The sequence below is a fragment of the Paenibacillus sp. GP183 genome, assembly GCF_900104695.1.
Lineage (GTDB): Bacteria > Bacillota > Bacilli > Paenibacillales > NBRC-103111 > Paenibacillus_AI.
Window position 1 is genome coordinate 1922596 of record NZ_FNSW01000001.1, and the last position, 22049, is coordinate 1944644.

The window sequence follows — 22049 nt, forward strand, 5'->3', positions numbered from 1 at the left end:
TGATGCAAAAAAAAGACGATGCATATGCACCGCCTTTTTAAAAAAATCAGTTTCTTATTTTTTCAACAGGTCTGCTGGTAAGAATTTCAGATCCCTTACTTGCTTGCCTTGGAATTCTTTGCTTGAGATGAAATCGATGAATGCTTTGGCTGCGCCTTTTGCTTCACCTTTTGTATACATGTGCTCTACTCCAAACAATTTGTAAGATCCGTTCTTGATGTTATCTTCAGAGTAAGCTACTCCATCAATTTTCAAAGCTTTCAAAGTGTCATCAAGATAAGGAGTATCAATGTAACCGATTGAGCTTGTTGTACTGGCAACTGTAGTTTTTACTGCACCGGTAGTTTCTTGAGTAAGTCCTTCTTTAGTAAAGTCTTTTCCGTCGAGAATAATGGTTTGAACCAATTTACGGGAACCGGAGCTGTCTGGACGGTGAACAACTGTAATTTTGGCATCCTTACCGCCAACTTCCTTCCAGTTCGTCACTTTGCCCATAAAGATATCAGCAGCTTGCGCTTTGGTAATGTTATCGACGTTTACGTCTTTGTTTACAACTAAAGCAAAAGGAGCGATTGCAACTTGGTGGTCAACAAGACCTTTGTCTTTGTATTCAGCTGCTGGCTCAACATCGGAGTTACCGATATCGGAAGTGCCGTCTGCTACGTTTTTCACGCCTACACCGGAACCGCCGGCAGTTACGTTGATGGTTACTTTTGGATTTAAGGCCATGAAATCTGTTGCTGCTTGTTTAACCAAAGGAAGAAGCGCACTGGAACCGGAAGCTGTTACCGTACCTTCGATTGGTGTTGCAGAAGCAGTTGGAGCAGCTGTTGCGGAAGTAGTAGCTGCAGGTGCAGAAGCTTTTGGTGAAGCAGAAGCTGCGTTCTTATTATCTGTATTAGCGCAACCTGCTACAACCCCCATTAATAGAATTGCTGAAATCGCAAAAATGATTCCTTTTTTCGACATGAACTTTGACATTGTCAGCATGTCCTCCTTTGTTTTTATCATCCTCAGTTATCTTAACAAGCCATTGTAAAATTCATGCATGTGAAACGTTAAGGGAATGTAAAACTTTTGTTTAACATCATTTGGTTGCCTAGAATCTGAATCACGGATTTTCGGATAACGGATTCAATTAGGCTCATAATATCCCAATAGGACTTAAATTCCGCTAATGACGTTCGCTTCCGGATTAAGGATGATGGTACAATGACATTGTTCATCATACTTATTTTTGATTCGGAATAAACAAAGGAGATGTTTCACATGGATGTTATGGATGCCATAATGGCTCGCCGTAATATTAAAAAATTCAAAACTGACCCTGTAGCTCGGGAGCAAGTTTTATCGTGGCTGGAAGCCGCAAGCTATGCGCCGAATCATCGCATGACAGAGCCCTGGGAGATCGTTTTTATCGGACCAGAAACGAGGATTAAGCTAAACCATAAAGCTAATTTTGGGGATGCTCCTGTTCTTCTGGCTTTATTATCACAGCCAGCGTCTTCTCAGCTAGCCAGGGATGAGAATGTAATCGCAGCAGCCTCCTTCGCGCAAAATTTCCAGCTGGCTGCAACTGCAGCTGGTCTTGGAGTGACCTGGAGTTCGTTAGGCGCCGCCGCTCACAATCGTGAACTCATGGAGGTTCCGGGTGACTACGATGTGATCGGAATCTTAGGTATCGGCTATCCTGCCGAAATTCCCCCCGTCAAGCCAAGGACGCCGATCACGGAAAAAATGAGAGAGCTGCCTTAGCGCGATCCGTTCGTTTTAAGTAATTGAAAGAGGCTGTACTAGTCGTAATACCCTGAAATCGACAGTGGTATTATGTCTAGTGCAGCCTCTTGTCGTACCGACATGCTTCTGGAATCACTCTACGCTCAATGCGCTATCGTCCTTAAGAGATCCCCAAAAATAATATTGTCCGAATAGTTCAATGCTTCTGCAGCTTTCTCCTTCCAATGTTCACATGCTGCTGCATTTGTCTTCTCTCCGGTTGCTTTGTCATAGCATTTATTCCGAGTGAACACCAGCTTATCCGTAATAAAACTGCCATTTCGCAGCACCGTAAATTCAGGCCTATTCAATCCAAACAAATCATTCCCAACGCGCACCTCGCGCTCTGCCTCGAGCCCTAACAGGTGAAGAATCGTCGGCTTCAAATCTACCTGGCCTCCAAGGGTGTGGATGGTTTGTCCCGAAACGCCGGGAATGTGAATGAACAGCGGCACTTTTTGGAGCTGAATATGATCAAATGGCGTGATTTTCTTTTTGCCCAGAAAGGCGGCCATGGCCTTGTTGTGTTTTTGAGAGATCCCATTGTGATCTCCATACAAAATGAACATGGAGTTGTTGTACAGCCCCGCAGCTTTGACCTGCTCAAAAAACTGCTTCAACGCCTCATCCATGTATCGAACGGACGGTATATACCGATTGAGTGTTCCAGAGTTTGAATCGTATTCCGCGATCAGCCTATCCTTGGCTTCCAGTGTGAAGGGATAGTGATTGGTTAAGGTTATGAGCTTGCAGTAAAAAGGCTTGGGAAGCGACTTGATCAAACCTATTGATTGCTCAAAGAAGGGAATATCCTTTAGTCCCCATCCCACGGAATTTGCCGCGTAAATTTGATAGTCAGCAGAAGAAAAGAATCGTTCATACCCAAGTGCCGGGTACATTAAATTACGGTTCCAGAAGGTTTTGTGATTTGCATGAAAAACCGCGGGATAATAACCATGCTCCTTGAGTGTCTTCGGCAAGGCTTGATAAGCATTGTTCGGGTGGGTAAAAAAAACGGCGCCACTCGGGAGCGCATATAACGAGGTGTCGATCATAAATTCAGCGTCTGACGTTTTGCCCTGTCCCGTTTGATGATAAAAATTATCGAAATAAAAGCTCTCTTTTAACAAATGATTGAGAAAGGGAGTAATCTCCTGGTTGCTGCTGGACTGCCCGATAACAAAGCTTTGCAACGATTCCATGGAAATCAGAAATACATTCCGTCCTTTGGCGATGCCAAACATGCTCGGATTCATTTGATCCCGCGGCATTTGCTGCTTGTAGCTCTCTGCCATAGCCAGATGACGCTTACCGGTCAACGCTTTTTGGGATTCGAGCCTCAAATTCACCACTGCATCATACACAAAATAATTAAAAGCACCGATGCTTTTTACGACAATTTGGCGGTCAAATGTACGGCTTAGAAGTTCTGGACGCACAGATTCGGCCATGCATAGGTTCACTGCAAAGAGGACAACACTGGTTTGACAAAGCGCTAATAGTTGGAGTCGGTTTAATGGTTTGACGGGGGATTGTTTCTTCTTATATAACCAAACGGCCAAGAGCAGCGTATCCGTGAAAAGAAATAAATCCGTGATCCTGACCAAGGCGAGAATACTGCTCCATAAATCCCCCAAATTCGAGGACTCCATGAGTACAGGAAATGTGATGAAGTCGTTAAAGCAGCGATAGTAAATGAGATTGATCGATAAGATTAATGAGGAAAAAAAGCTGACCAGGAGGATTGCAAATCGTGGATAGCGTCTGAAAATGAGCATTCCCATTACAAGCATGCAGAGCGTGGAGCTTATCGGATTCATCCATAAAATAAATTCCTGATACGCCCCCTCCACAGGGAGCTCGAAAGCGAACCGCTGGATGTAATAGGTTTTGACCCAAATCAGCAGTGATGCCCACACAACCATTTTCCCCAAACCAATTCACGCCTCCCTGCACACAGGAAATTCTTTCAATTAGCGTTCACAGGCCGGAAGCAGAATATGCATCTGGATTGGAAATACCTGAACATCAGCCTAGTCCGAGTCTATGGTTCCGACATAAGATATCACTAAACGTGTATGGAAGAAGGATAACTAATGAGCTCCTCGCAACAGAATAGCCTTTCCAAAACTATAAAAAAGGTCATGATCGTGGTGCAGGATCATGGTGCGACCGGGACGGTATATACAAAAATAGACGGTCAGCTTCCTTCCAAAGACATTCTGATCGAAGCGATGAAAGAAGTCGAGGATGGTTTGATTTATGCGGATGAGAAATGTACGGAATTGATCGATGATGAATATATTGAAATTTTTCACCGCCGCACAACCAAAAAATACGAGGGATTTGTGTTTCTCATCCCTCGTTCCTTTGCGTATGAATATATCGTGTCCTTGAAAATTATCAAATGAGCTTGCTTTATTCCTGAATGTCTTTCGATTGATCCACCAGCTCATCATATCGCTTATAGCGCGCATCCACTTCTTCTGCCATTTGCCGATATCGCCTGGTTTCTTCCACCACAGGATCGATCAGTGCCTGAATCCGGATTTCTGTCTTGACAGGGAGCCTTTTACGGGCATCCTCTGCGGCATCCTCGAACTCGATTTCACTTTCTGCGAGCTGTCCGGCGAGTTTTTCTTCAAGACTCTTGGAATCCATTGAAGACATCCTCCTTTCCCACTTTTACTTCAGCCATTAGGATAACCGTAATGGGTTTCTTTAAATCTCGAGCCTATTCACTCCTCAGCTTCCATGAAATGCACTTTGCAGAATTGTTCCACAAATGCGGCTTCGTCCTCTTCCATATCGAACTCCAGATAACGGTCTGTTTGCTTCTCGAGGAATTGATATTTCACGATCCCGGCCTGTTCCCCTTCTACCCAGTAGATGACTCTGATGTACAGCCCATTTTCAGAAAAAAGCTCGTCATCCTTAGGCACCTCGAGATCCAGCAAAAACTCATATCGCTTTCCTGTTAAAATACCAAATGGGTCTTTAATCATCTCTACACTATATGAGGTAATCGTTAACATTTTTTCCTCGTCCGCCCCTGTCCATTTTTCAGTTCATTCGAAACCGGATTTATATTTATTGGCGCTTGAAGAACGATGCTTGGATTCTTCCTTTGGCTTCTCTTCCTTTTTCTCCATGCTCAAGTCTTCCATCGGGATAGGGTCTACGTTTTGCTCGCTTTCAAACATATCAAACAGGCTTTCCTTTTCCGTCGGATATTGCTCCGGATGGTCCCTGTTTCCTTTTTGCTCGATCCGCTTATCACTCTCTTTAAACTCGTCCATGTGTGCTCACCTCAATTAAAAGTTTGTCACACCTAAACATTACCCTTTATAAATGAAGCATTAAACATCTGATTCTCCGTTGTTCGATTACTCGGCCAGACTCTTCCCTTCAAAGGAACGAATTATGTCCCGGGCGGCTTCAGGCAATCGACTGCTTTTTCCGCTCTTTGTGTCTACACGAACTATCGCCCCGCGGCCGACAGCTTTCAACTGACCATTGGTCTCTTCAACCAAGGCATATTCCAAATCCAAAGAAGTTCGCCCCAAACTGGCTGTTCTTATATACAGCTTTAATGGCTCTTTCAGATATACCTGTGCCAGATACTGGCACTCCAGATCCGCGACAACGGTAATCGCTTCTTCATTAAATAAATAATCCGACAAGCCAAGATGCTCGAAATAATCGACCCTGCCTTGTTCGAAATAAATAAAATAGCTGACGTTATTGAGATGCCCCAGCATGTCGGTCTCGCTGTATCTGACCTTGAGTGGAATTGAAAAATGAAAATTTCCGAGCCATTCTTCGGCATTTGGTTGAATAAGGGAAGCTCTTCTCATGGTTATCTCCTTGATTCCTAGTCTTCTTGCTGCACTCTATTATACAATAACGATCAACCTGTACATATAGCACATCCAACCTTTCTACTTCCACCAAGCTGCATGAGGGTAATCAGCAGAGCCGACGATCACCGGTTCTCCAATTTTCGGAGAGGATAGAGCTGTATTTCGTCTTTTGGCCTCTTTGGCTGCCCGTTCAATCGAATCCGTCCAATCATGAAAGGCCAGTGTAAAACCACCCCAATGAATCGGGATTAGCAATTTACCTTTGACATCGAGATGGGCTTGAACAGTCTCTTCAGGTATCATATGAGTGGAAGGCCAACGTGAGTCATATTGACCGCATTCGATCGTGGTTAGGTCAAAAGGTCCATACTTCTCTCCAATTTTGGCAAAATGAGGTCCATAGCCGCCGTCTCCGCTAAAAAATAGGCTGCTGTGCTCACTCTCAATCACCCATGAACACCATAAGCTCGTGTCACGATCCCCAAGACTTCTTCCCGAGAAATGTCTGGCAGGCGTACATGCCAAGTGAATCTTGCCGAATGAACCTTCATCCCACCAGTTGAACTCTTGAATCTTCCCTGGCTCAATGCCCCATCTACGTAAATGGCGCCCTACTCCGAGTGGTACAAAGAATTGTCCGATTTTCTCTTTAAGCTTATTGATAGAGCCATAATCCAGATGATCGTAATGATCATGGGAGAGAATCACAGCATCAATCGGCGGAAGATCTTCAATTTCAAAAGGAAGCTTGCCGCTGTATCTTTTACTCCCTATACCTGGAAATGGCGAAGGGGAGCTGCCAAACATAGGGTCAATCAAGATCGTTTTACCGTTCATTTGAAGCAACAAAGCGGAGTGACCCAGCCAGGTCATTCTTGTTTCATGGTCTGGAACTGGACCAAAGTCTATTGGAACCATGGGAAGCGGCTCTCTCGGTCTTCTATTCGTATGCCTTGTTAATGAGTCTTTTACCATAGACATGTATCCTCTGAAGCTTATGTCCATGGGCGAAGGCAGATCATAAACGAACTTTCCCTTGGAGAAGTTATGCAGACTGTTGTATGTATGGACTTGTTCCGGAGTCAATTTACCGCCGAATGCCGGGAAGTATCGCATAAATAGAATCCCGATTAAAACAATTAAAATAAGGATCATTGCAATGCTGGCAACTGTGGACATGTAATTTTTCTAGACCTCCAAATTCAAATGTGATATGCTGCTCCGGCTGTGACGTTGCTGCCTTATTATTTTACCCATGTCTGGGTTTCATGTACAGTTTGCAGTCCAGAAATGAAAAAACGGAGCACATCAGGCCTGGCTGGCCCATGCACTCCGTTTTCTATTTAACAGCAGCCTCTGATTTTACCGCTCTCATAGCGATCTTTGAGACAATCCATATAGTACTCTTTTTCCGTCCGAGGGGTTTGATCGGGATGATGGTCTTGCTGATGCTTCAAATACTTGTCGTAATCTGGAATATTAAAAATAACCTTAATGGTTGTTCGGGCTTGTTTGGCAAACTTCATAATGGCTGTCATTGGCATCAGGCCCCCAAATTGGATTGCACGAATGGTGCTTCTTTCAGTTGAAGCTGCTTCTTTTGCACAACGATATTGTACCAAACCCGTAAGGATTCAATAATCATGAGAATGACCACAATTCCGAATGCAATGGTCAGGAAAGCATCAACATAATTGTTGGTTACGATTTGATGCATGACATTCATATTTTTGGCAGGTGCGATCACAGTTCCGGCGTCAATTCCGGCTTGATATTTCCTGGCCGCCGACAGGAATCCGATGCTGGTATTACCGGAGAAAGCTTTCTGGAATCCGGCAGTCAGCGTAGTCACAGCAAGGAAAACAAATGGAAGGATACCTACCCAGGCATAGCGGGCTTTGCCCATCTTGATTATAATCGTGGTTCCAACTGCGAGCGCAATCGCAGCCAACATTTGATTGGCGATTCCGAATAGGGACCATAGGGAATTAATGCCGCCGAATGGGTCGATCGCCCCTTGGTACAAGAAGTAACCCCATAAAGCGCAAACGATCAGCGAAGCAATGAAATTATATCTGAACACTTTGGTTTGGGCAAATGGTTTATAGAAGTTTCCTACCAGATCCTGCAGCATAAAACGGCCTACACGAGTCCCGGCATCAACCGCCGTCAAGATAAAAACAGCTTCAAACAAAATCGCGAAATGGTACCAGAACGCTTTGGCTCCTGCCAGGAAGGAAGTGAAGATTTCAGCCATCCCTACCGCAAGAGTCGGCGCACCGCCCGTTCTGGACAAGATCGATTTTTCACCGATTTCCTTGGCGGTTGCCGTAATTTGATCAGCTGTGAGGGTAAAGCCCCAGGTCGAGATTTTGGATGCTGCTGAGGCAGCATCTGTTCCAATGACAGCCGGGGAAGCATTCATGGCAAAGTAAATGCCTGGTTCGAGGGAACATGCCGCAATCAGCGCCATCACGGCAACGAAGGACTCGGCAGCCATCCCGGCAAATCCAATGAAAGGCGCATGGCTTTCTTTTTCAATAAGCTTTGGCGTTGTACCGGAGGAAATCAAAGAATGGAATCCGGAAACAGCGCCGCAGGCGATGGTAATGAACAGGAATGGGAACATATTGCCCGAGAAGACAGGCCCTGTACCGTCGATAAACTTGGTCACAGCCGGCATTTTTAGTTCAGGCAGGATTACCATAATGCCGCCAGCGAGTAAGATGATCACTCCGATTTTGAGGAAGGAGCTTAAATAATCGCGTGGCGCCAAGAGTACCCACACAGGCAATATGGAAGCAATTAATCCATAAATAACCATCATCAGGGCAATCTGTGGCGCGCTAAAGGTAAACATTTTGGCCAGCACTGCATTTTCCGCTACAAATTGACCTGCCCATAAGGTGATCATCAGAAGCACAAAGCCGATAATGGAACCCTCAATAACCTTGCCGGGACGGATGTATCGCATATAGAAGCCCATGAAAATGGCGATTGGCATGGTCATTGCGATCGTAAACAAGCCCCAAGGGGATTCTGCCAGCGCTTTCACAACGACCAGTCCGAGAACCGCAACAATGATGATCAGAATGGCAAGGGTTGCAAGCGATGCTAAGGTGCCACCGAAACGGCCTACCTCGTCCTTGGCCATTTGACCCAGCGACTTACCGTCTCTTCTCATGGAACCAACGAGTGTTATGAAATCTTGGATACACCCTGCCAATACAGCACCAATAATGATCCACAAGATACTTGGCATGTAGCCCATTTGTGCGGCCAGGATGGGTCCAACGAGCGGTCCTGCTCCCGCGATCGCGGCAAAGTGGTGGCCGAAGAGTACAAATTTGTTAGTCGGCACAAAATCCTTGCCATCATTATGTACATGTGCCGGAGTAGCCCGGTTGTCATCCAGCTGATAGATTTTTCTGGCGATAAAACGGCTGTAAAACCGATAAGCAAACGCATACGTGCAAATCGCTGCAATAATCAGCCACGCTGCCGAAATGGTTTCACCGCTTGAGAGCGCAATCATTGCAAAACCTGCTGCACCCAACGCTGCTACTGCACCCCAGATCAAATATGAGACAAACTTGTTTTTCATGATTTCTCTCCTCCAGGCATTTTATGTTCGCGCAAATGACTTTAATTACACAATGACAGCGCTTGCATCTAAGTATAAAGCGTTTGCAAAAAACCTGAAATGCTTTGGACGCATCATGCATGATTCGGCTATTATGATGTCAGATTTCCAGCCTCAAACGCAGCTCTTTTACATAATTTCGGCTGACCGGAACCGTGCTTTTGCAAGAATCATCCATCACAAGATTGTAAGCGCCATTAACCCAATTCCGTAGCTCCACAATCGAAGCAAGGTTTACGATGTAGCTTTTGTGGCAGCGGAAAAAGCCGAACGGCTCCAGCTTTTGCTCCAGCTCGAAGAGAGGATAAGCAACATCATACGCCTTGTTTGCGGTATGAACCTGCACATATTTGCCTTCTTTGCTTATGAAAACAATGTCCTTAGGTGATACATACTTAATGCCCTCTTCCATTTCAAGCGCCAGCTTCACACTGGACGTTCCTGCGGCTGCAGATGAGGCTGCAGTCGGACTTGTTTCCTGCCTTTTTTTGCCCAATTCCCGAAAAATAATATTCAAATCCTCTTCATCGTAAGGCTTGAGCATGTAATGAAAGGCCCTGAGCTTGAACGCTTCAATCGCATATTGATCATACGCGGTGGAGAAAACAATTTTCATCTGCGGATTCGATTCTCCAACGATTTCTGCTACCTGAAGACCACTGATATCCGGCATTTCCATATCGAGAAAAATCAGATCCGGCCCATGTTCCTTCACTTTGCGGATCGCATCCATCCCGCAGACCGCTTGTGTAATCTGATCCACATCCGGAATTTGCTCGAGCAAATAGGCCAGCTCTTCTCTTGCCGGCGCTTCATCGTCCGCAATCACGACATTCCACCCCATTTGCACCTTCACCTCACCCAAAAGCTGATTTTTGTTCCTTCTCCCCGCTTACTTTCGATTTCTAGCGGGTGTTCTTTACCATAATGGTAGCTCAGACGCTGCTCGATATTGTTTAAAGCCAAACCGGCATGATCCTCCTGGCCATCGAGCTGCCCTCTCTTCAGGCCCACTCCGTTATCCTCGACCGTGACTCGAGCATGAAGTGCGCTGCCATCCAGCTCTTGCTTGATCCGTACTTGAATGATGCCGATTCTGTTGATATTTTTGAGCCCGTGAACAATCGCGTTTTCCACCAGCGGCTGTATGGTAAAAGGCGGTATGGAATGATTCAATACACGTTCATCAATGTCTGTTGTAAATTCCAGTTGATCGCCTAGCCGCCCCTTGATCAGGTTCAGATAGGCCATGACCAATTCAATTTCATCCCGAATAGAGACCATAGTCTGGTTGCTGTTACCCATGTTTTTACGTAAGAATTTGGACAAGTGATTGACCATCTGCCGCGCTTCTTCAGGTTTGGTCCGAACATAGGATCTTACTGTATTCAGCACGTTAAAAAGAAAATGAGGATTCATTTGCGCCTGCAGCGAGCGAATTTCCGCATCAGCCAGCAGCTGTGACTGCCTCTCGGATTCCACAAAGGCATATTGCTGAGAAAGCAATCCCGCAAGTGAGACCAGCATACGCCGCCTGGATGGATTAACATCTTGCTCCCTTAAATAATATAACCGAAATTGGCCGAAGGGCTTCTTGTTGGGTATTTCAATAAAGAGATCGATGTAGTACTTGGTTTTCCTGCCCTCGATGACCCATTTCGAGCCGTTCTTGCTGAAAAATACACCTACCGCATTCATTTCCTGATTCAGCACTTTGGAAATTTCACGAACTGCCCTTTCAAACTCCAAGCGCCATAAGGGCATGGTCCTGTCTGCGATCTGCAATGCTTTTTGCGCGTGCTCCATCCCGATTCGGTCTTCTTCCCGCTCTATCGTATTGTACAGCACGAAGTAGAGGGCAACGCCGATGCTGTTGGCGAGAATTTGCGGCAAGCCGATCAGCGATACTAAGCCGATGGCTTGCTCCCAAGGCTTGGCCAGCAGGAGAATCAAAGCCATTTGCAGCGATTCAGCGGCAAAGCCGATCACAAACGCGAGCTGCATCGACGATACCTTGCGAAAACGCCGTTTCAGCGCATTGCGATAGAGGCCGGACAGAAGCCCCTGCAGAATCGGGGCGATCATACAGGCTACGGCTACGAAGCCGCCCAAGCTGTATCGATGCAATCCAGCAGCGGCGCCGACGATCAATCCGCTCTTCCAGCCGCCGAGCAGCCCGGCAATGACCACCCCTACGGTACGCGAATTGGCGATCGCTGCCGAAGGTGAGACTTCGCCAATCCAGGGTGCCGGCTGATAGGTATATTCGGAAACAGTTACACCGGAATAGGTGCCAATGATCGCATACGCACTGAAAAATAGAATAAACTTCCATTGGTACGCCTTGTCACCCTGATAGCTCATATAATTACGCATCCAGCGGCTGCGAGAAAAGACAAACGCGATTGCGATCAAAAATCCGACTCTCTCCAGCATATCGACAGATAAATGCAGCATCGGTCCATTCACACACCTTCTGGAATCTTCATCAGATTTATCCTATCAGATGTATGCTGTTTTTGCATCAAAGGAAAAAGGCCGGCCTAAAATATTGAGGACATCGACCTTTGGTTTAAGGAAAAACTCGATTCTCCGCTTTACCACTATTTGTGATACGGTTCACCGTATTATCGCTAAAATACATATCCTCCCGCTCTTTCAAACAATCTACTCTGGCTCATATTTTCGCGAAATCCCACTTGAAGGATTCTGGACACATTGTCGAAATATATAGCCATATTAATCCACTCTAATGCACTCGAGGGGTAGCTATCCGCCCCAAGGGCTAATGAAGTGGTTCAAATGAAGCATGATTTTGAGTTCAAATATTTAGGGAGGCGTGATCTTATGTATTGTGTTATGTGGACGTACCAAGTACCCGCCGAATTGACAAAGCCAGCCATACAGAAGCAATTTACAGAGGTTGCGGATCGTTATCCGGGCATTCCTGGGTTGATTAGAAAGTACTTCGGGTTCACCGAGGACGGTACCTCCGTCATCGGTATTTATCTGTGGACTTCAAAGGCGGCTGCTGACGAGTTTTACTCCCCGGAATGGATAGCGGGGGTTACACACCGCTGGGGCGCTGCGCCGGTCAAAAACGAGTGGGAAGTTACTGTGGTCGCGGAGAGTGCCGAAGGAAAACTGGTAATTAACTGACCTGCCAGGTTGGTCAATCAAAATGGATTTGTTATCAACGTAAGTGCTTGTTTTGATTGTATCAGCATATTGGGGGAATATTGATTGGCACTACAAGCATGCCCGTCCGCTCTCTTTTCCTATCGTTCAACTCGTTAATTTAGCATACACAACAAAGAACAACATAATTTCTCCAATGATCATGTAATTGGGTACAAGGACAAACAAATCTAATATAAAAAAGCCTCCAAGTAACCCTAAAAATAAGGCTAAATGGTATATCCCCAGTCTTTGATCTACGTGTCTAAATTTATGAAAAACCAATGAAGTTGACAAAAAGTAGAGCAGTACAGATCCAAAAATAAAAAATAACATAAATGAATGTTTTAATTGTTCCAAAAATAACAACTGGATTGAAGCTGCAATCATACACATGGATAAATAAATGACTAAATGTCCATAAATAATGGTTTGGCCGACCGTTTGTATGTTTTTGTTCACTTTCTTTTCAAGATTCTCAAAATATTGCCACCACATAGCAATAATTAATAAAAAAGTCATGGAGGCAAATACAATAGATTGCCAATTCCAGTAGCTAGACTGTAATACTGCAAGTATACTGATTACGGATTCACCAAGTAGAATGAGGGTAAACAACGAGAAGCGTTCTAATAAATGATAAGTATTTATGGGGGTTTTCACCAAGTATTTCCGCCCAATTAATGGGATCAAAATGTCTACAGCAATGCCCGCATACAAAACGGCATAACGAATCCATGAGTCAAAGAACAGTGAGAAGGAAGATATCAACAAACCAATCCAAAAGCGACTCCCCAAATAATGAGCAGTTATCTTTCTATGAGCTGCTTCTTTTTTATGTACCGAAAGATATTGAATGGCTGTCATGGCTCTTAAACCAACATAGCCTATAAAGAATGGAATATAGGTTTGATCAAAATTAACGGATAGGCTGGCCGTCATGATTAATACAAAAAACAATTGAATAATCAAAAATATACGGTGTGATGAGATGTCTTGTCCAAAGCGGTTTACAAATAGAGTTTGCCCCACCCAAGCCCACCAGATCGGAACAAAAATGAGGACGAATTTAGTTAAGTATTCAGCGGGAATTGAACCATTCTCGACATGTAACAAGACATGGCTTGCTTTTGAAACTGCAGCTACGAAAAGCAGATCATAAAAAAGTTCCAGCCAGGTAACTTTTTTCTCAGCAAATGCAGTGATATGTTGAATTCCCATAATGTATCCTTTAGCTCCCTTGGTTTGGATGTGCCGGATCCCCATACTATTGCTGGATGGTCACTTTGTACCCTTCCTTAGCGGTACGCTTGTACATAAACAGCACAGCCATTGAGCCAACACTCATCAAAAATAACACGCCATAAACATGCTTGTAGGCATCAACCGGAGGCAAATTTTTCTGAAGAGTGAGCAGCAGTCCGCAAGCCGCTACAGAAACCGATCCGCCGAAAAATTGAATCAGCTGCATCAGCCCCATGCCGGAGCCAATCCATTCTTTGGGCAGAATGCGCGAGGTTTCGTTGTTTAACGAGGCCATCGTGGCGGATAAGGCAGGCGAGAAAAAGAGATAGCCGCCTAAAATAATAAGCGGGGAGACAGCCAGCTCGACCATGCATACAGCCATAACGACTGCAAGTATGCCATGTCCGAGCAGCAGAAACCGCATATTCCCGTAGCGATCAATCCACCGACCGACAAAACGTGTGAGAAAGGCAGACAAAATCGCACCCGGGGCGATGAAGAAGCCGATCGCCAGTGCCGATTTGTCAAACAAATGAGCGAGGACAAGCGGCATCATAAACAAATTGCCGAGGTTCACCACCAGCACGCTGAAGCCGATCATAACAAGCTTCCTGTAAGCCGGCATCTTGAGCAGCTTGTGGTTGATGAATGGTTCCTTGGCTATTTTCAAGTGCCAGGCATGCACCATGAATGAACCGATGCTCCCTGCCAGCCAGATCAGGGAGCTGTGAGTGACGGCCATCAAGAGAGTGGCCGCATTGACCACGGTCAAGACGGCGCCGATGCCGTCGAAGCGAAAAGCCTTCGGCTGCTCCTTGGGCAGCAGCCGAAACAGTACAGGCAGCACAGCGAGGACAAGGCAGGTAACGGCAAACAAGCCGTTCCAGCCGAAGTACTCGCTGATGAAGCCCCCGGCAATCGGCCCGAGGCCGAATGCCATGGCGCTGCCAGCCGAAATCATGGCGATGGCTCGGCCGCGCCTTTCGTACGGGATATAGCGGCTGGCCAGTACGAGACCGAGCCCGGCCATGGCGCCCGCGCCGGCCGATTGAAGAATGCGCGCGGTCAGGAGCGCATTGAAATCATGGGCAAAGAGGCCGAACACGGAGGACAGCCCGAGGATGGTGAGGCCCACAAACAGCAGCCTGCGAATCGGCACAGTATCCGAGAGCCTGCTGTATATGACCGTAGATAACGCATAGCCGATGGAGTAGCTCGAAATGATCCACGAAGCCAAATCCGCCGAGATTCGCAGCTCGCTGATAATACTTGGAATGGAAACATTAAACATGGTTGTATTCATGACTACAATGAAAAGACCGAACGTCCAGACGGGCATTACAATTTTGTCGTTCACAGCTGTGTATCATCCCTATCCTTGCTTTTGCTTTTAGAATCCCATAGTTTATTATTATCCTTTTGTGCTCTTTTGACAATTACTCATTAAAATCAGCGGCATTTCTGAACTTGTTTAAATGGTCCGTTAAACTCCGATACTACATCATAAGAGCGCTTCACTAGCCCGTTTATTTCCAATATTGCAGCAATAAAAGCTGTCTATGGAATTTAAATAAGGTTCGCCTTAATGCCCATTGGGTAACGACTATTAAAGATACAAGCCTAAACGGCAAATATAAGAGGGGGATTAATCAGCGTGGAACGCAATCATACCATCATGCAGTTTTTTGAGTGGCACGTTGCTGCGGACGGCTCTCATTGGAAAAGGCTGCAGGAAGCAGCTCCTGAATTGAAGGAACGCGGGATTAATTCAGTGTGGGTTCCGCCTGTGACAAAATGCAGTCCATCTGATGATACGGGTTACAGTGCTTACGATCTTTACGATCTGGGAGAGTTTGATCAAAAGGGAACAGTTCGCACCAAATACGGAACCAAAGATGAGCTGTTAGAAGCGATTGGCGCCTGTCACGAACAAGGTATCGCGGTCTACGTGGATATCGTGATGAATCATAAAGCAGGTGCCGACGAGAAAGAGGTATTTCGGGTCATTCAAGTCGATGCGCATAATCGAAATGAAGATATTTCTGAGCCCTTCGAGATTGAAGGCTGGACCAAGTTCACATTTCCCGGACGGGGAGATCAATATTCGGCATTTAAATGGGATTTTGGGCATTTTAATGGAACTGATTTTGATGCGAGGGAAAATAGGACAGGCATATTTCGGATTCTGGGTGAAAATAAAAGCTGGAATGATCATGTGGATCTTGAGTTTGGCAATTACGACTATTTAATGTTTGCCAACATCGATTACAATCACCCGGATGTGCGACAAGAAATGATTAAATGGGGGAAATGGCTGGCTGAAACCTTACAATGCGATGGATATCGTCTGGATGCCATTAAACATATCAACCATAACTTTATCAAGGATTTTGCAACGGAAATGACCCAGACTCGTGGTGAAAACTTCTATATCGTGGGGGAGTTTTGGAAACCGGATCTTGCGGCTTGCCAGAATTATTTGGACACGGTGGATTACAAAATTGATCTGTTCGATGTTTCGCTCCATTATAAATTATATGCTGCCTCACAGGGCGGAAAATCGTTTGACCTCAGGACCTTGTTTGATGATACTTTGGTTAAATCTCACCCGCTTAGTGCCGTAACTTTCGTGGACAACCATGATTCGCAGCCCCATGAAGCCTTGGAGTCCTGGGTGAGCGATTGGTTCAAGCAAAGCGCCTATGCCCTTATCCTGCTCCGTCAGGATGGGTATCCCGTAGTCTTTTATGGGGATTACTACGGGATTGGCGGACCCGAACCGATTGATGGGAAAAAGCTGGCCATCGACCCCCTTCTTTATGCCCGTTACCATAAAACATATGGAAAACAAGAGGACTATTTCGATCATCCGAATACCATAGGATGGGTACGCTTCGGTGTTGAAGAGATTGAGCGTTCCGGCTGTGCCGTTGTCATTTCCAACGGAGATCAAGGGGAAAAACGCATGTTTGTCGGAGAAACCCGAGCCGGAGAACAATGGCTGGATTTGACCAACACCCGCAAGGAGCGGGTGACCATCGATGATGACGGCTATGCCGCCTTCCCGGTCAATGGCGGAAGTGTATCCGTTTGGGCGCTGCCCGACTAAGCAGGTGTGTCCGTTTAGACGCTGACTGACTAAGCAGGTGTCCCAAAAAGGGGATTTAGACAAGAACAATGTAAAATGTGCAATGTTATTTTTTGCTCGTCTCAGAGAATTAGATAACAGTGTATACCGTACATTAAAATTGCCACCGTCCCTCTTAAATGGAGCTGTTCCAAGAAAACCAATGTACAGAATACATTGTTTCTTAAAATACGAGAATCCCGACCTCGTCCTAGTGTACGAAATGCAATGTTCGGGAACATTACAGAGCCGCTCGCCGCTCGTTCAGACGAGCCATATTTTACGGACGGGATCCGCAATAACTCTGGCTTAATTGCTGTGAACAACAAAAAACTGAAAACCTCCCAATCGATACACAATTGGGAGGTTTACTAATGCCAGTGTACGTAAGCGGAACGAGATAGGATATTCCCGCTGTGCAATTAAAGTCCGAGCATGAATTGTACAGTCTTGTCCGGGAAGCCCGGTAATCCTTCATGTCCGAAGTCAGGGTATATCTCCACCGTCTTCGGGGAGGTGATTTTATTGTAGGCCGCAAATTGAGTCGATGGAGGACATACTTGATCCATCAGTCCGACTCCCATCATGACCTCTCCACGGATGCGGGAGACAAGGTACTGCAGGTCTATGTATCCCAGTTTCGTGAAAATCTCTTCTTCCCGCTTATGCTGCGGATCGAAATGGCGGAAAAACGTCTTCAGCTCGGCATAGGCGTTGTTCGCCAAATCCATCTCCCATACGCGTCTATAATCGCATAGGAACGGGTATACCGGCGCCAGCCGTTTGATTCTCGGTTCAAGCGCTGCGCAAGCAATCGAAAGCGCACCTCCCTGCGAGCCGCCGAAAGCTCCTACGCGCTCCGGGTCAACCTCCGGCATCCCCATGACGATCGAAGCAAGCTGCGCCGTATCAAGGAATATATGGCGGAACAACAGATTATCCGGATGATCGTCAAGTCCGCGGATAATGTGACCGTGTTGAGTGGTTCCTTTGACGCCTCCCGTATCTTCCGACTTGCCACCCTGCCCCCGGCAGTCCATGGACGCGATCGAGAAGCCCAACGCTGCATAAACGAGCTTATCGTGCCAATCGCCTGCATTCCCGGAGTACCCGTGGAACTGAACGACGGCCGGATGTTTCCCTGGAGCGTTCTTGGGTCGAACATATTTGGCGTGAATCCTTGCGCCCCTGACGCCGGTAAAATATAGGTCGAAGCATTCTGCAAATGGAACCTGGAATTCACTAGGAATGAGCTCCATTTGCGGATCTACGGCTTTCATCTCCGCCAAAGCCCTGTCCCAGTAAGGGTCGAAGTCGGCTGGACGCGGGTTTCTTCCCTCATATTTAACGAGCCGTTCCAAGGGCATGTCTACTAAAGGCATATGTATATTCTCCTCTCATTTTCATTTATTATATACATGGAAAAGCGAATACAGCAACCGTTTTCAAACTAAAATGTGTCATGTATTTATGCTCACGTCATCGCCCGAAAAACCCTCTAAACGTACAATTTGATATAATCAATTATAGGCTTCGGATCTTCGAGGCTGTGTGGATGATGACCCATACCAGGTTTCACAATCATCTTTATTTTTCCGTTTAATTGACGATAACGTTTCTCTAATAGTGCAGCATTTTCAGATAAAATAACATCTTCGTCTACATCTCCGGCGACAATAATAATAGGAATATCGGAGCCTGATAAACTATCGATGCAATCAAGCGGGGAATTTGTAAAACCAATTGAATTCTCATCGGTGAGTCCATAGACGGCTAAACATTTTTCCCATTCGATTGAAGATCCGCTCCCCTTCCCTTTTCCTCCCGGCCACATACGAATATCTAAAACCGGTGCATCTAGATATAATGCTGCTACACATTCCGGATAGGTCACGGCATAATTAACAGCATACAGACCTCCGCGGCTAAAGCCGAAGATAACTGCCTTCTGAGATAACTCATACGTTTGTATGAGATGGCTCTGGAATTGATGCATCAATTCATAAGGACACCCGTACATATTGCTAAGTCTATAGTAAGCAATAGGCCATCCTTGCTCCAATAAGGCCATATCCACCGTTGCAAAAGCATCGAAAAATTCAGCCCGCCAAACCCAAGGTCTGCCTTCCGCAAAAAACTTTGGCAAAATGACGATTCCTTCCCGCCCCTCCAAATAAAAATCGATTCGTTCGTAACCCTTCCAAACAGATGCTTTCATCGAATGACGGTCTTCTTGAGCGGCCCGCTCTCGAATTTGAGCTGCTATTTCTTCGCCTCGAATCAAGGCCTGATCTAATAACAGGGCTTCCGCCTTATTGGGATTTGAATGACCTACGTGTTCCTTCCATGCTGAGCTTAACAACAAATGCCGTTCCAAGACCAAAGCGAATATTTCCGATTGTTCAGGATGTTCCACATACTCCGGTATCTGTTCCAATGAAATATTAAATAAATGGTCCAAAAGTGATTTCGCAATCAACCAGTGGCCTGAAGCATTTGGATGGATGCCGTCACCGGAAAGATAAGCAGGATTGGATTTTCGTTTTTGTTCCCTGTCTTGAAGAAGCGGGTCGTAAATATTAACAATCCCATCTGCAATGGAATTCAAGGTGAGCAGCCAATCCGAATAGCGTCTCAACACTTCGTTATAATGGACATAAGGCTTCAAGTAGCTATAAGCTTCTCTTCCTTCCGGCTGAAGAACGTCTTCGTTTATTGATCCAGGATCAAAAGGGGGAGGTGTCATGACAATGGCTTTGGCTCCATTATTTTGAATAATCTGTATAGCCCTCAAAATGCCTTCTTGGTAAGCTTGAAACCGTTCATCGGAATATGGATAATATATGCCGTCATTCATTCCATAGCATATCACGACCCACTCCGGTTTGCTTTCCTGCAAGGCCCTTAAAAGTCGATTATGGATGCAAGGACGCGGAAAGGGGTGATCGGATTCAGTTAATCCAGAAGCTGTTTCACTGCTAACTCCCAGATTAATCAGCTTCATTTTTTTATCAGGCATTTGCTGTTGAAAATAGGCATCCAAAAATGCAATAAAAGTACCTTGATCTGTAATGCTGTCCCCTAGAAATACGATTCTTTTTTCAGCGGGTATACGAGAATCTTTTTCAATTACTTGTGACATTGTTTCTTCTCCTCCGTCGCATGAATCCCTATTCAAGCCAATAATAAGCCAGATGATTATTAATGTAAATTCAAAATTATAGAATAGTATATAAATTTTCATACCCCGTACGCGAGAAAGCACAAATGCCCAAAATCAGGTACAATGGTAATGGAACAGCTGGCTGAGAAAGGTGATTATACGATGAAAAAAAACCTATTACTGATTGCTACAGGAGGAACGATTGCTTCTTCACCAGGAGAACACGGACTGAAGCCCGCCATATTGGCACATGAGCTGCTCGAGGCTGTCCCTGACATTCATCTGGATGGCAACCTGGATGGAATCCTCTTGATGAACATAGACAGCTCAAATATGCAGCCGGAAGCTTGGAGTGAAATGGCCCGCGCCGTATATGAACATTATGACAGCTATGACGGTTTTATCATCACCCATGGTACGGATACGATGGCTTATACCTCTGCAGCCCTTACCTACATCCTTCAAGATCTGGACAAGCCAGTTATTGTAACGGGCTCTATGGTCCCGCTGAATGTCGAGAACAGTGATGCTCCACGCAATTTGGCTGACTCCGTTACCTTTATCAAGGAAGGGATTGGCGGTGTATATATTGTTTTTGACGGGAAAGTGATCATGGGCACTAGGGCGGTCAAGATTCGATCGAAGAGCGCTCATGCCTTTGAAAGCATCAATTCTCCTGTTTTTGCAACCATTGAACAGGAAACAGTTCGGTACAACAATGCTGAGGATGCGAAACCTCGCGTCCGCGAATCCACCGCTAAATCGGTGCGGTTGCTCGATTCGTTATGCCCCGATGTGCTGCTCTTAAAGCTCTATCCGGGCATGAAGCCCGAGCTGTTTGATCTGATCAAGCCGCATTACAGGGGCGTCATTATCGAAAGCTTCGGCAGCGGCGGCATCCCCATGGAAGAGCGCAGCCTGCTGCCCAAGCTTCAAGAACTGATCGAGGCTGGAATTGCCGTAGTCATTTCAACGCAGTGCCTTGAAGAAGGAACGGATCTGAGTATTTACGAAGTTGGTAAAAAAATGGCCAACCTGCCTATTATTTATTCAGGCGATATGAATACCGATGCTATTGTGCCCAAGCTGATGTGGGCGCTTGGCCAAACGGATCAGCTTGCAGAGGTCAAGGTTTATATGGAGACGCCGATCGCCCGGGATATTCAGCTTTAACCTTTTACAGCTCCAACCATAACGCCTTTCACGAAATATTTTTGCAAAAAAGGGTACACGATCAGGATAGGCAATGTAGCAACGATGATGGTTGCATACTTAATGGTCTCCCCAAGCTGATATTGGTCGGCTGCGGCGGCGTTGGTGGCCATGCTCTCTGTTGAGTTGGAGATGAGAATCTCACGAAGGATCAGCTGAAGCGGGTATAATCCGTGATCCTTCAGGAAGATGGAGGCATAGAACCAGCCATTCCATTTTTCAACCGCATAGTAAAGAATCATTACAGCAATAACCGGCATGGAGAGCGGAATGATGATCCGCAGCAGGATGACGAAATGATTGGCACCGTCTATCTTCGCGGACTCCTCCAGACTATCTGGAACGGCTTGAAACGCTGTTCGCATGATGATGAGATTGAATGTATTGACAGCAAATGGAATGATCGTGGCCCAGAGTGAATCAATCAGCCCGACACCTTTAACTACCAGATACAAAGGGATCAAGCCTCCGCTAAAAAACATCGTGAGCACGATAAAGAAAATAAAAAAGTGATTCCACATGACATTTTTACGGGAGAGTACATAGGCCGCCAAGGTAGTCATGATCAGGTTTAAGGCAACGCCGAAGACAACAATGAATAACGTGTTCCGGTAACCGGTCAGGATGCCTGGATTTTTAAAAACACTCCTGTAAGCCTCCAAACTGAAGCCTATCGGTTTAATCAGGAAGCCTTTATGTCCGACCAATTGGCTTGAATCGCTGATCGAAGCAAAAGTCACATAAATAAGCGGGTATAACGTCATGATCATTAGCACAATTAACAGTGTGTAAATAATCCCGTTAAAGATTCTGTCTGATAATCCGAAATCTGTTTTCATAGGT

Annotated in this window: 21 protein-coding genes; 5 read left to right on the forward strand and 16 right to left on the reverse strand. The window is 45.8% G+C overall.

The features are described from left to right. Window positions 1-54: 54 nt before the first annotated feature. Window positions 55-981, reverse strand: a complete 927-nt coding sequence (locus BLV33_RS09600; RefSeq protein WP_090790451.1) for a phosphate ABC transporter substrate-binding protein — start codon at window positions 979-981, stop codon at window positions 55-57. Between the two features lie 288 nt (window positions 982-1269). Between BLV33_RS09600 and BLV33_RS09605 the strand changes: the two genes are divergently transcribed. Then, on the forward strand, window positions 1270-1755 hold the full coding sequence (locus BLV33_RS09605; protein ID WP_090790453.1) for a nitroreductase family protein: 486 nt from the start codon (window positions 1270-1272) through the stop codon (window positions 1753-1755). A gap of 125 nt (window positions 1756-1880) precedes the next feature. Here BLV33_RS09605 and BLV33_RS09610 read toward each other — a convergent pair whose 3' ends face one another. Further along, entirely contained in the window at window positions 1881-3701 is a 1821-nt protein-coding gene (locus tag BLV33_RS09610) for an LTA synthase family protein (RefSeq protein ID WP_090798820.1), read from the reverse strand. A 171-nt stretch (window positions 3702-3872) separates the two neighbouring features. On the opposite strand from BLV33_RS09610, the gene BLV33_RS09615 reads away from it, so the two are divergent. Then, window positions 3873-4187 carry a hypothetical protein gene (locus BLV33_RS09615; protein WP_090790455.1) on the forward strand — a complete coding sequence of 105 codons (315 nt, stop codon included), beginning with the start codon at window positions 3873-3875 and terminating at the stop codon, window positions 4185-4187. A 7-nt stretch (window positions 4188-4194) separates the two neighbouring features. Here the strand turns inward: BLV33_RS09615 and BLV33_RS09620 are convergent, their stop codons facing one another. The 9 genes from BLV33_RS09620 to BLV33_RS09660 all read right to left on the reverse strand — a co-directional run bounded on the left by BLV33_RS09620 (window position 4195) and on the right by BLV33_RS09660 (window position 11739). Then, a complete protein-coding gene (locus tag BLV33_RS09620) occupies window positions 4195-4437 on the reverse strand; it encodes a hypothetical protein (RefSeq protein WP_090790457.1) in 243 nt (80 codons plus the stop codon). Between the two features lie 77 nt (window positions 4438-4514). Continuing rightward, a complete protein-coding gene (locus tag BLV33_RS09625; protein WP_090790459.1) occupies window positions 4515-4811 on the reverse strand; it encodes a DUF6509 family protein in 297 nt (98 codons plus the stop codon). A 33-nt stretch (window positions 4812-4844) separates the two neighbouring features. Beyond that, the gene (locus tag BLV33_RS09630; RefSeq protein WP_090790461.1) at window positions 4845-5075 is read right to left on the reverse strand and encodes a hypothetical protein; all 231 of its coding nucleotides are present in this window, start codon (window positions 5073-5075) and stop codon (window positions 4845-4847) included. 87 nt (window positions 5076-5162) lie between these two features. Further along, complete coding sequence (locus BLV33_RS09635; protein ID WP_090790463.1) at window positions 5163-5633, reverse strand: acyl-CoA thioesterase; 471 nt, start codon at window positions 5631-5633, stop codon at window positions 5163-5165. 84 nt (window positions 5634-5717) lie between these two features. Then, window positions 5718-6818, reverse strand: a complete 1101-nt coding sequence (locus BLV33_RS09640) for an MBL fold metallo-hydrolase (protein WP_253187018.1) — start codon at window positions 6816-6818, stop codon at window positions 5718-5720. A 164-nt stretch (window positions 6819-6982) separates the two neighbouring features. Then, on the reverse strand, window positions 6983-7177 hold the full coding sequence (locus tag BLV33_RS09645) for a YbdD/YjiX family protein (RefSeq protein WP_171909083.1): 195 nt from the start codon (window positions 7175-7177) through the stop codon (window positions 6983-6985). Window positions 7178-7182: 5 nt separating this feature from the next. Further along, window positions 7183-9243 (reverse strand): carbon starvation CstA family protein, encoded by a 2061-nt coding sequence (locus BLV33_RS09650; RefSeq protein ID WP_090790467.1) that lies wholly within the window; start codon window positions 9241-9243, stop codon window positions 7183-7185. Between the two features lie 139 nt (window positions 9244-9382). Then, on the reverse strand, window positions 9383-10126 hold the full coding sequence (locus tag BLV33_RS09655) for a LytR/AlgR family response regulator transcription factor (protein ID WP_090790469.1): 744 nt from the start codon (window positions 10124-10126) through the stop codon (window positions 9383-9385). 8 nt (window positions 10127-10134) lie between these two features. Continuing rightward, complete coding sequence (locus BLV33_RS09660) at window positions 10135-11739, reverse strand: LytS/YhcK type 5TM receptor domain-containing protein (RefSeq protein WP_090790471.1); 1605 nt, start codon at window positions 11737-11739, stop codon at window positions 10135-10137. A gap of 390 nt (window positions 11740-12129) precedes the next feature. Between BLV33_RS09660 and BLV33_RS09665 the strand changes: the two genes are divergently transcribed. After that, window positions 12130-12441 carry a hypothetical protein gene (locus BLV33_RS09665; protein ID WP_090790473.1) on the forward strand — a complete coding sequence of 104 codons (312 nt, stop codon included), beginning with the start codon at window positions 12130-12132 and terminating at the stop codon, window positions 12439-12441. 126 nt (window positions 12442-12567) lie between these two features. On the opposite strand, the gene BLV33_RS09670 is transcribed toward BLV33_RS09665, so the two are convergent. Beyond that, window positions 12568-13680, reverse strand: a complete 1113-nt coding sequence (locus BLV33_RS09670; protein WP_090798824.1) for a low temperature requirement protein A — start codon at window positions 13678-13680, stop codon at window positions 12568-12570. 46 nt (window positions 13681-13726) lie between these two features. Beyond that, the gene (locus tag BLV33_RS09675) at window positions 13727-15061 is read right to left on the reverse strand and encodes an MFS transporter (protein ID WP_090790476.1); all 1335 of its coding nucleotides are present in this window, start codon (window positions 15059-15061) and stop codon (window positions 13727-13729) included. A gap of 297 nt (window positions 15062-15358) precedes the next feature. Between BLV33_RS09675 and BLV33_RS09680 the strand changes: the two genes are divergently transcribed. Then, entirely contained in the window at window positions 15359-16813 is a 1455-nt protein-coding gene (locus BLV33_RS09680; protein ID WP_090790478.1) for an alpha-amylase, read from the forward strand. A gap of 440 nt (window positions 16814-17253) precedes the next feature. Here the strand turns inward: BLV33_RS09680 and BLV33_RS09685 are convergent, their stop codons facing one another. Together BLV33_RS09685 and BLV33_RS09690 are read right to left on the reverse strand one after the other, a co-directional pair. Further along, window positions 17254-18213, reverse strand: coding sequence for an acetylxylan esterase (locus tag BLV33_RS09685; RefSeq protein ID WP_090790480.1), 960 nt, complete (start codon window positions 18211-18213; stop codon window positions 17254-17256). A gap of 116 nt (window positions 18214-18329) precedes the next feature. Beyond that, entirely contained in the window at window positions 18330-19973 is a 1644-nt protein-coding gene (locus BLV33_RS09690) for an SGNH/GDSL hydrolase family protein (protein WP_171909084.1), read from the reverse strand. A 183-nt stretch (window positions 19974-20156) separates the two neighbouring features. Between BLV33_RS09690 and BLV33_RS09695 the strand changes: the two genes are divergently transcribed. Then, window positions 20157-21167 (forward strand): asparaginase, encoded by a 1011-nt coding sequence (locus BLV33_RS09695; protein WP_090798825.1) that lies wholly within the window; start codon window positions 20157-20159, stop codon window positions 21165-21167. On the opposite strand, the gene BLV33_RS09700 is transcribed toward BLV33_RS09695, so the two are convergent. Continuing rightward, window positions 21164-22045 carry a carbohydrate ABC transporter permease gene (locus tag BLV33_RS09700; RefSeq protein WP_090790484.1) on the reverse strand — a complete coding sequence of 294 codons (882 nt, stop codon included), beginning with the start codon at window positions 22043-22045 and terminating at the stop codon, window positions 21164-21166. The two genes, BLV33_RS09695 and BLV33_RS09700, sit on opposite strands and share 4 nt — an antisense overlap. Window positions 22046-22049 lie beyond the last annotated feature (4 nt).

Excerpts from the sequence above, each read along its gene's own strand:
- BLV33_RS09650 (WP_090790467.1), bottom strand. The coding sequence starts at position 9,243 with ATGAAAAACAAGTTTGTCTCATATTTGATCTGGGGTGCAGTAGCAGCG.
- BLV33_RS09690 (WP_171909084.1), bottom strand. The coding sequence starts at position 19,973 with ATGTCACAAGTAATTGAAAAAGATTCTCGTATACCCGCTGAAAAAAGA.
- BLV33_RS09605 (WP_090790453.1), top strand. The coding sequence starts at position 1,270 with ATGGATGTTATGGATGCCATAATGGCTCGCCGTAATATTAAAAAATTC.
- BLV33_RS09665 (WP_090790473.1), top strand. The coding sequence starts at position 12,130 with ATGTATTGTGTTATGTGGACGTACCAAGTACCCGCCGAATTGACAAAG.
- BLV33_RS09695 (WP_090798825.1), top strand. The coding sequence starts at position 20,157 with ATGAAAAAAAACCTATTACTGATTGCTACAGGAGGAACGATTGCTTCT.
- BLV33_RS09625 (WP_090790459.1), bottom strand. The coding sequence starts at position 4,811 with ATGTTAACGATTACCTCATATAGTGTAGAGATGATTAAAGACCCATTT.
- BLV33_RS09600 (WP_090790451.1), bottom strand. The coding sequence starts at position 981 with ATGTCAAAGTTCATGTCGAAAAAAGGAATCATTTTTGCGATTTCAGCA.
- BLV33_RS09630 (WP_090790461.1), bottom strand. The coding sequence starts at position 5,075 with ATGGACGAGTTTAAAGAGAGTGATAAGCGGATCGAGCAAAAAGGAAAC.
- BLV33_RS09620 (WP_090790457.1), bottom strand. The coding sequence starts at position 4,437 with ATGGATTCCAAGAGTCTTGAAGAAAAACTCGCCGGACAGCTCGCAGAA.
- BLV33_RS09660 (WP_090790471.1), bottom strand. The coding sequence starts at position 11,739 with ATGCTGCATTTATCTGTCGATATGCTGGAGAGAGTCGGATTTTTGATC.
- BLV33_RS09640 (WP_253187018.1), bottom strand. The coding sequence starts at position 6,818 with ATGTCCACAGTTGCCAGCATTGCAATGATCCTTATTTTAATTGTTTTA.
- BLV33_RS09615 (WP_090790455.1), top strand. The coding sequence starts at position 3,873 with ATGAGCTCCTCGCAACAGAATAGCCTTTCCAAAACTATAAAAAAGGTC.
- BLV33_RS09700 (WP_090790484.1), bottom strand. The coding sequence starts at position 22,045 with ATGAAAACAGATTTCGGATTATCAGACAGAATCTTTAACGGGATTATT.
- BLV33_RS09645 (WP_171909083.1), bottom strand. The coding sequence starts at position 7,177 with ATGACAGCCATTATGAAGTTTGCCAAACAAGCCCGAACAACCATTAAG.
- BLV33_RS09635 (WP_090790463.1), bottom strand. The coding sequence starts at position 5,633 with ATGAGAAGAGCTTCCCTTATTCAACCAAATGCCGAAGAATGGCTCGGA.
- BLV33_RS09685 (WP_090790480.1), bottom strand. The coding sequence starts at position 18,213 with ATGCCTTTAGTAGACATGCCCTTGGAACGGCTCGTTAAATATGAGGGA.
- BLV33_RS09670 (WP_090798824.1), bottom strand. The coding sequence starts at position 13,680 with ATGGGAATTCAACATATCACTGCATTTGCTGAGAAAAAAGTTACCTGG.
- BLV33_RS09610 (WP_090798820.1), bottom strand. The coding sequence starts at position 3,701 with ATGGTTGTGTGGGCATCACTGCTGATTTGGGTCAAAACCTATTACATC.
- BLV33_RS09655 (WP_090790469.1), bottom strand. The coding sequence starts at position 10,126 with ATGGGGTGGAATGTCGTGATTGCGGACGATGAAGCGCCGGCAAGAGAA.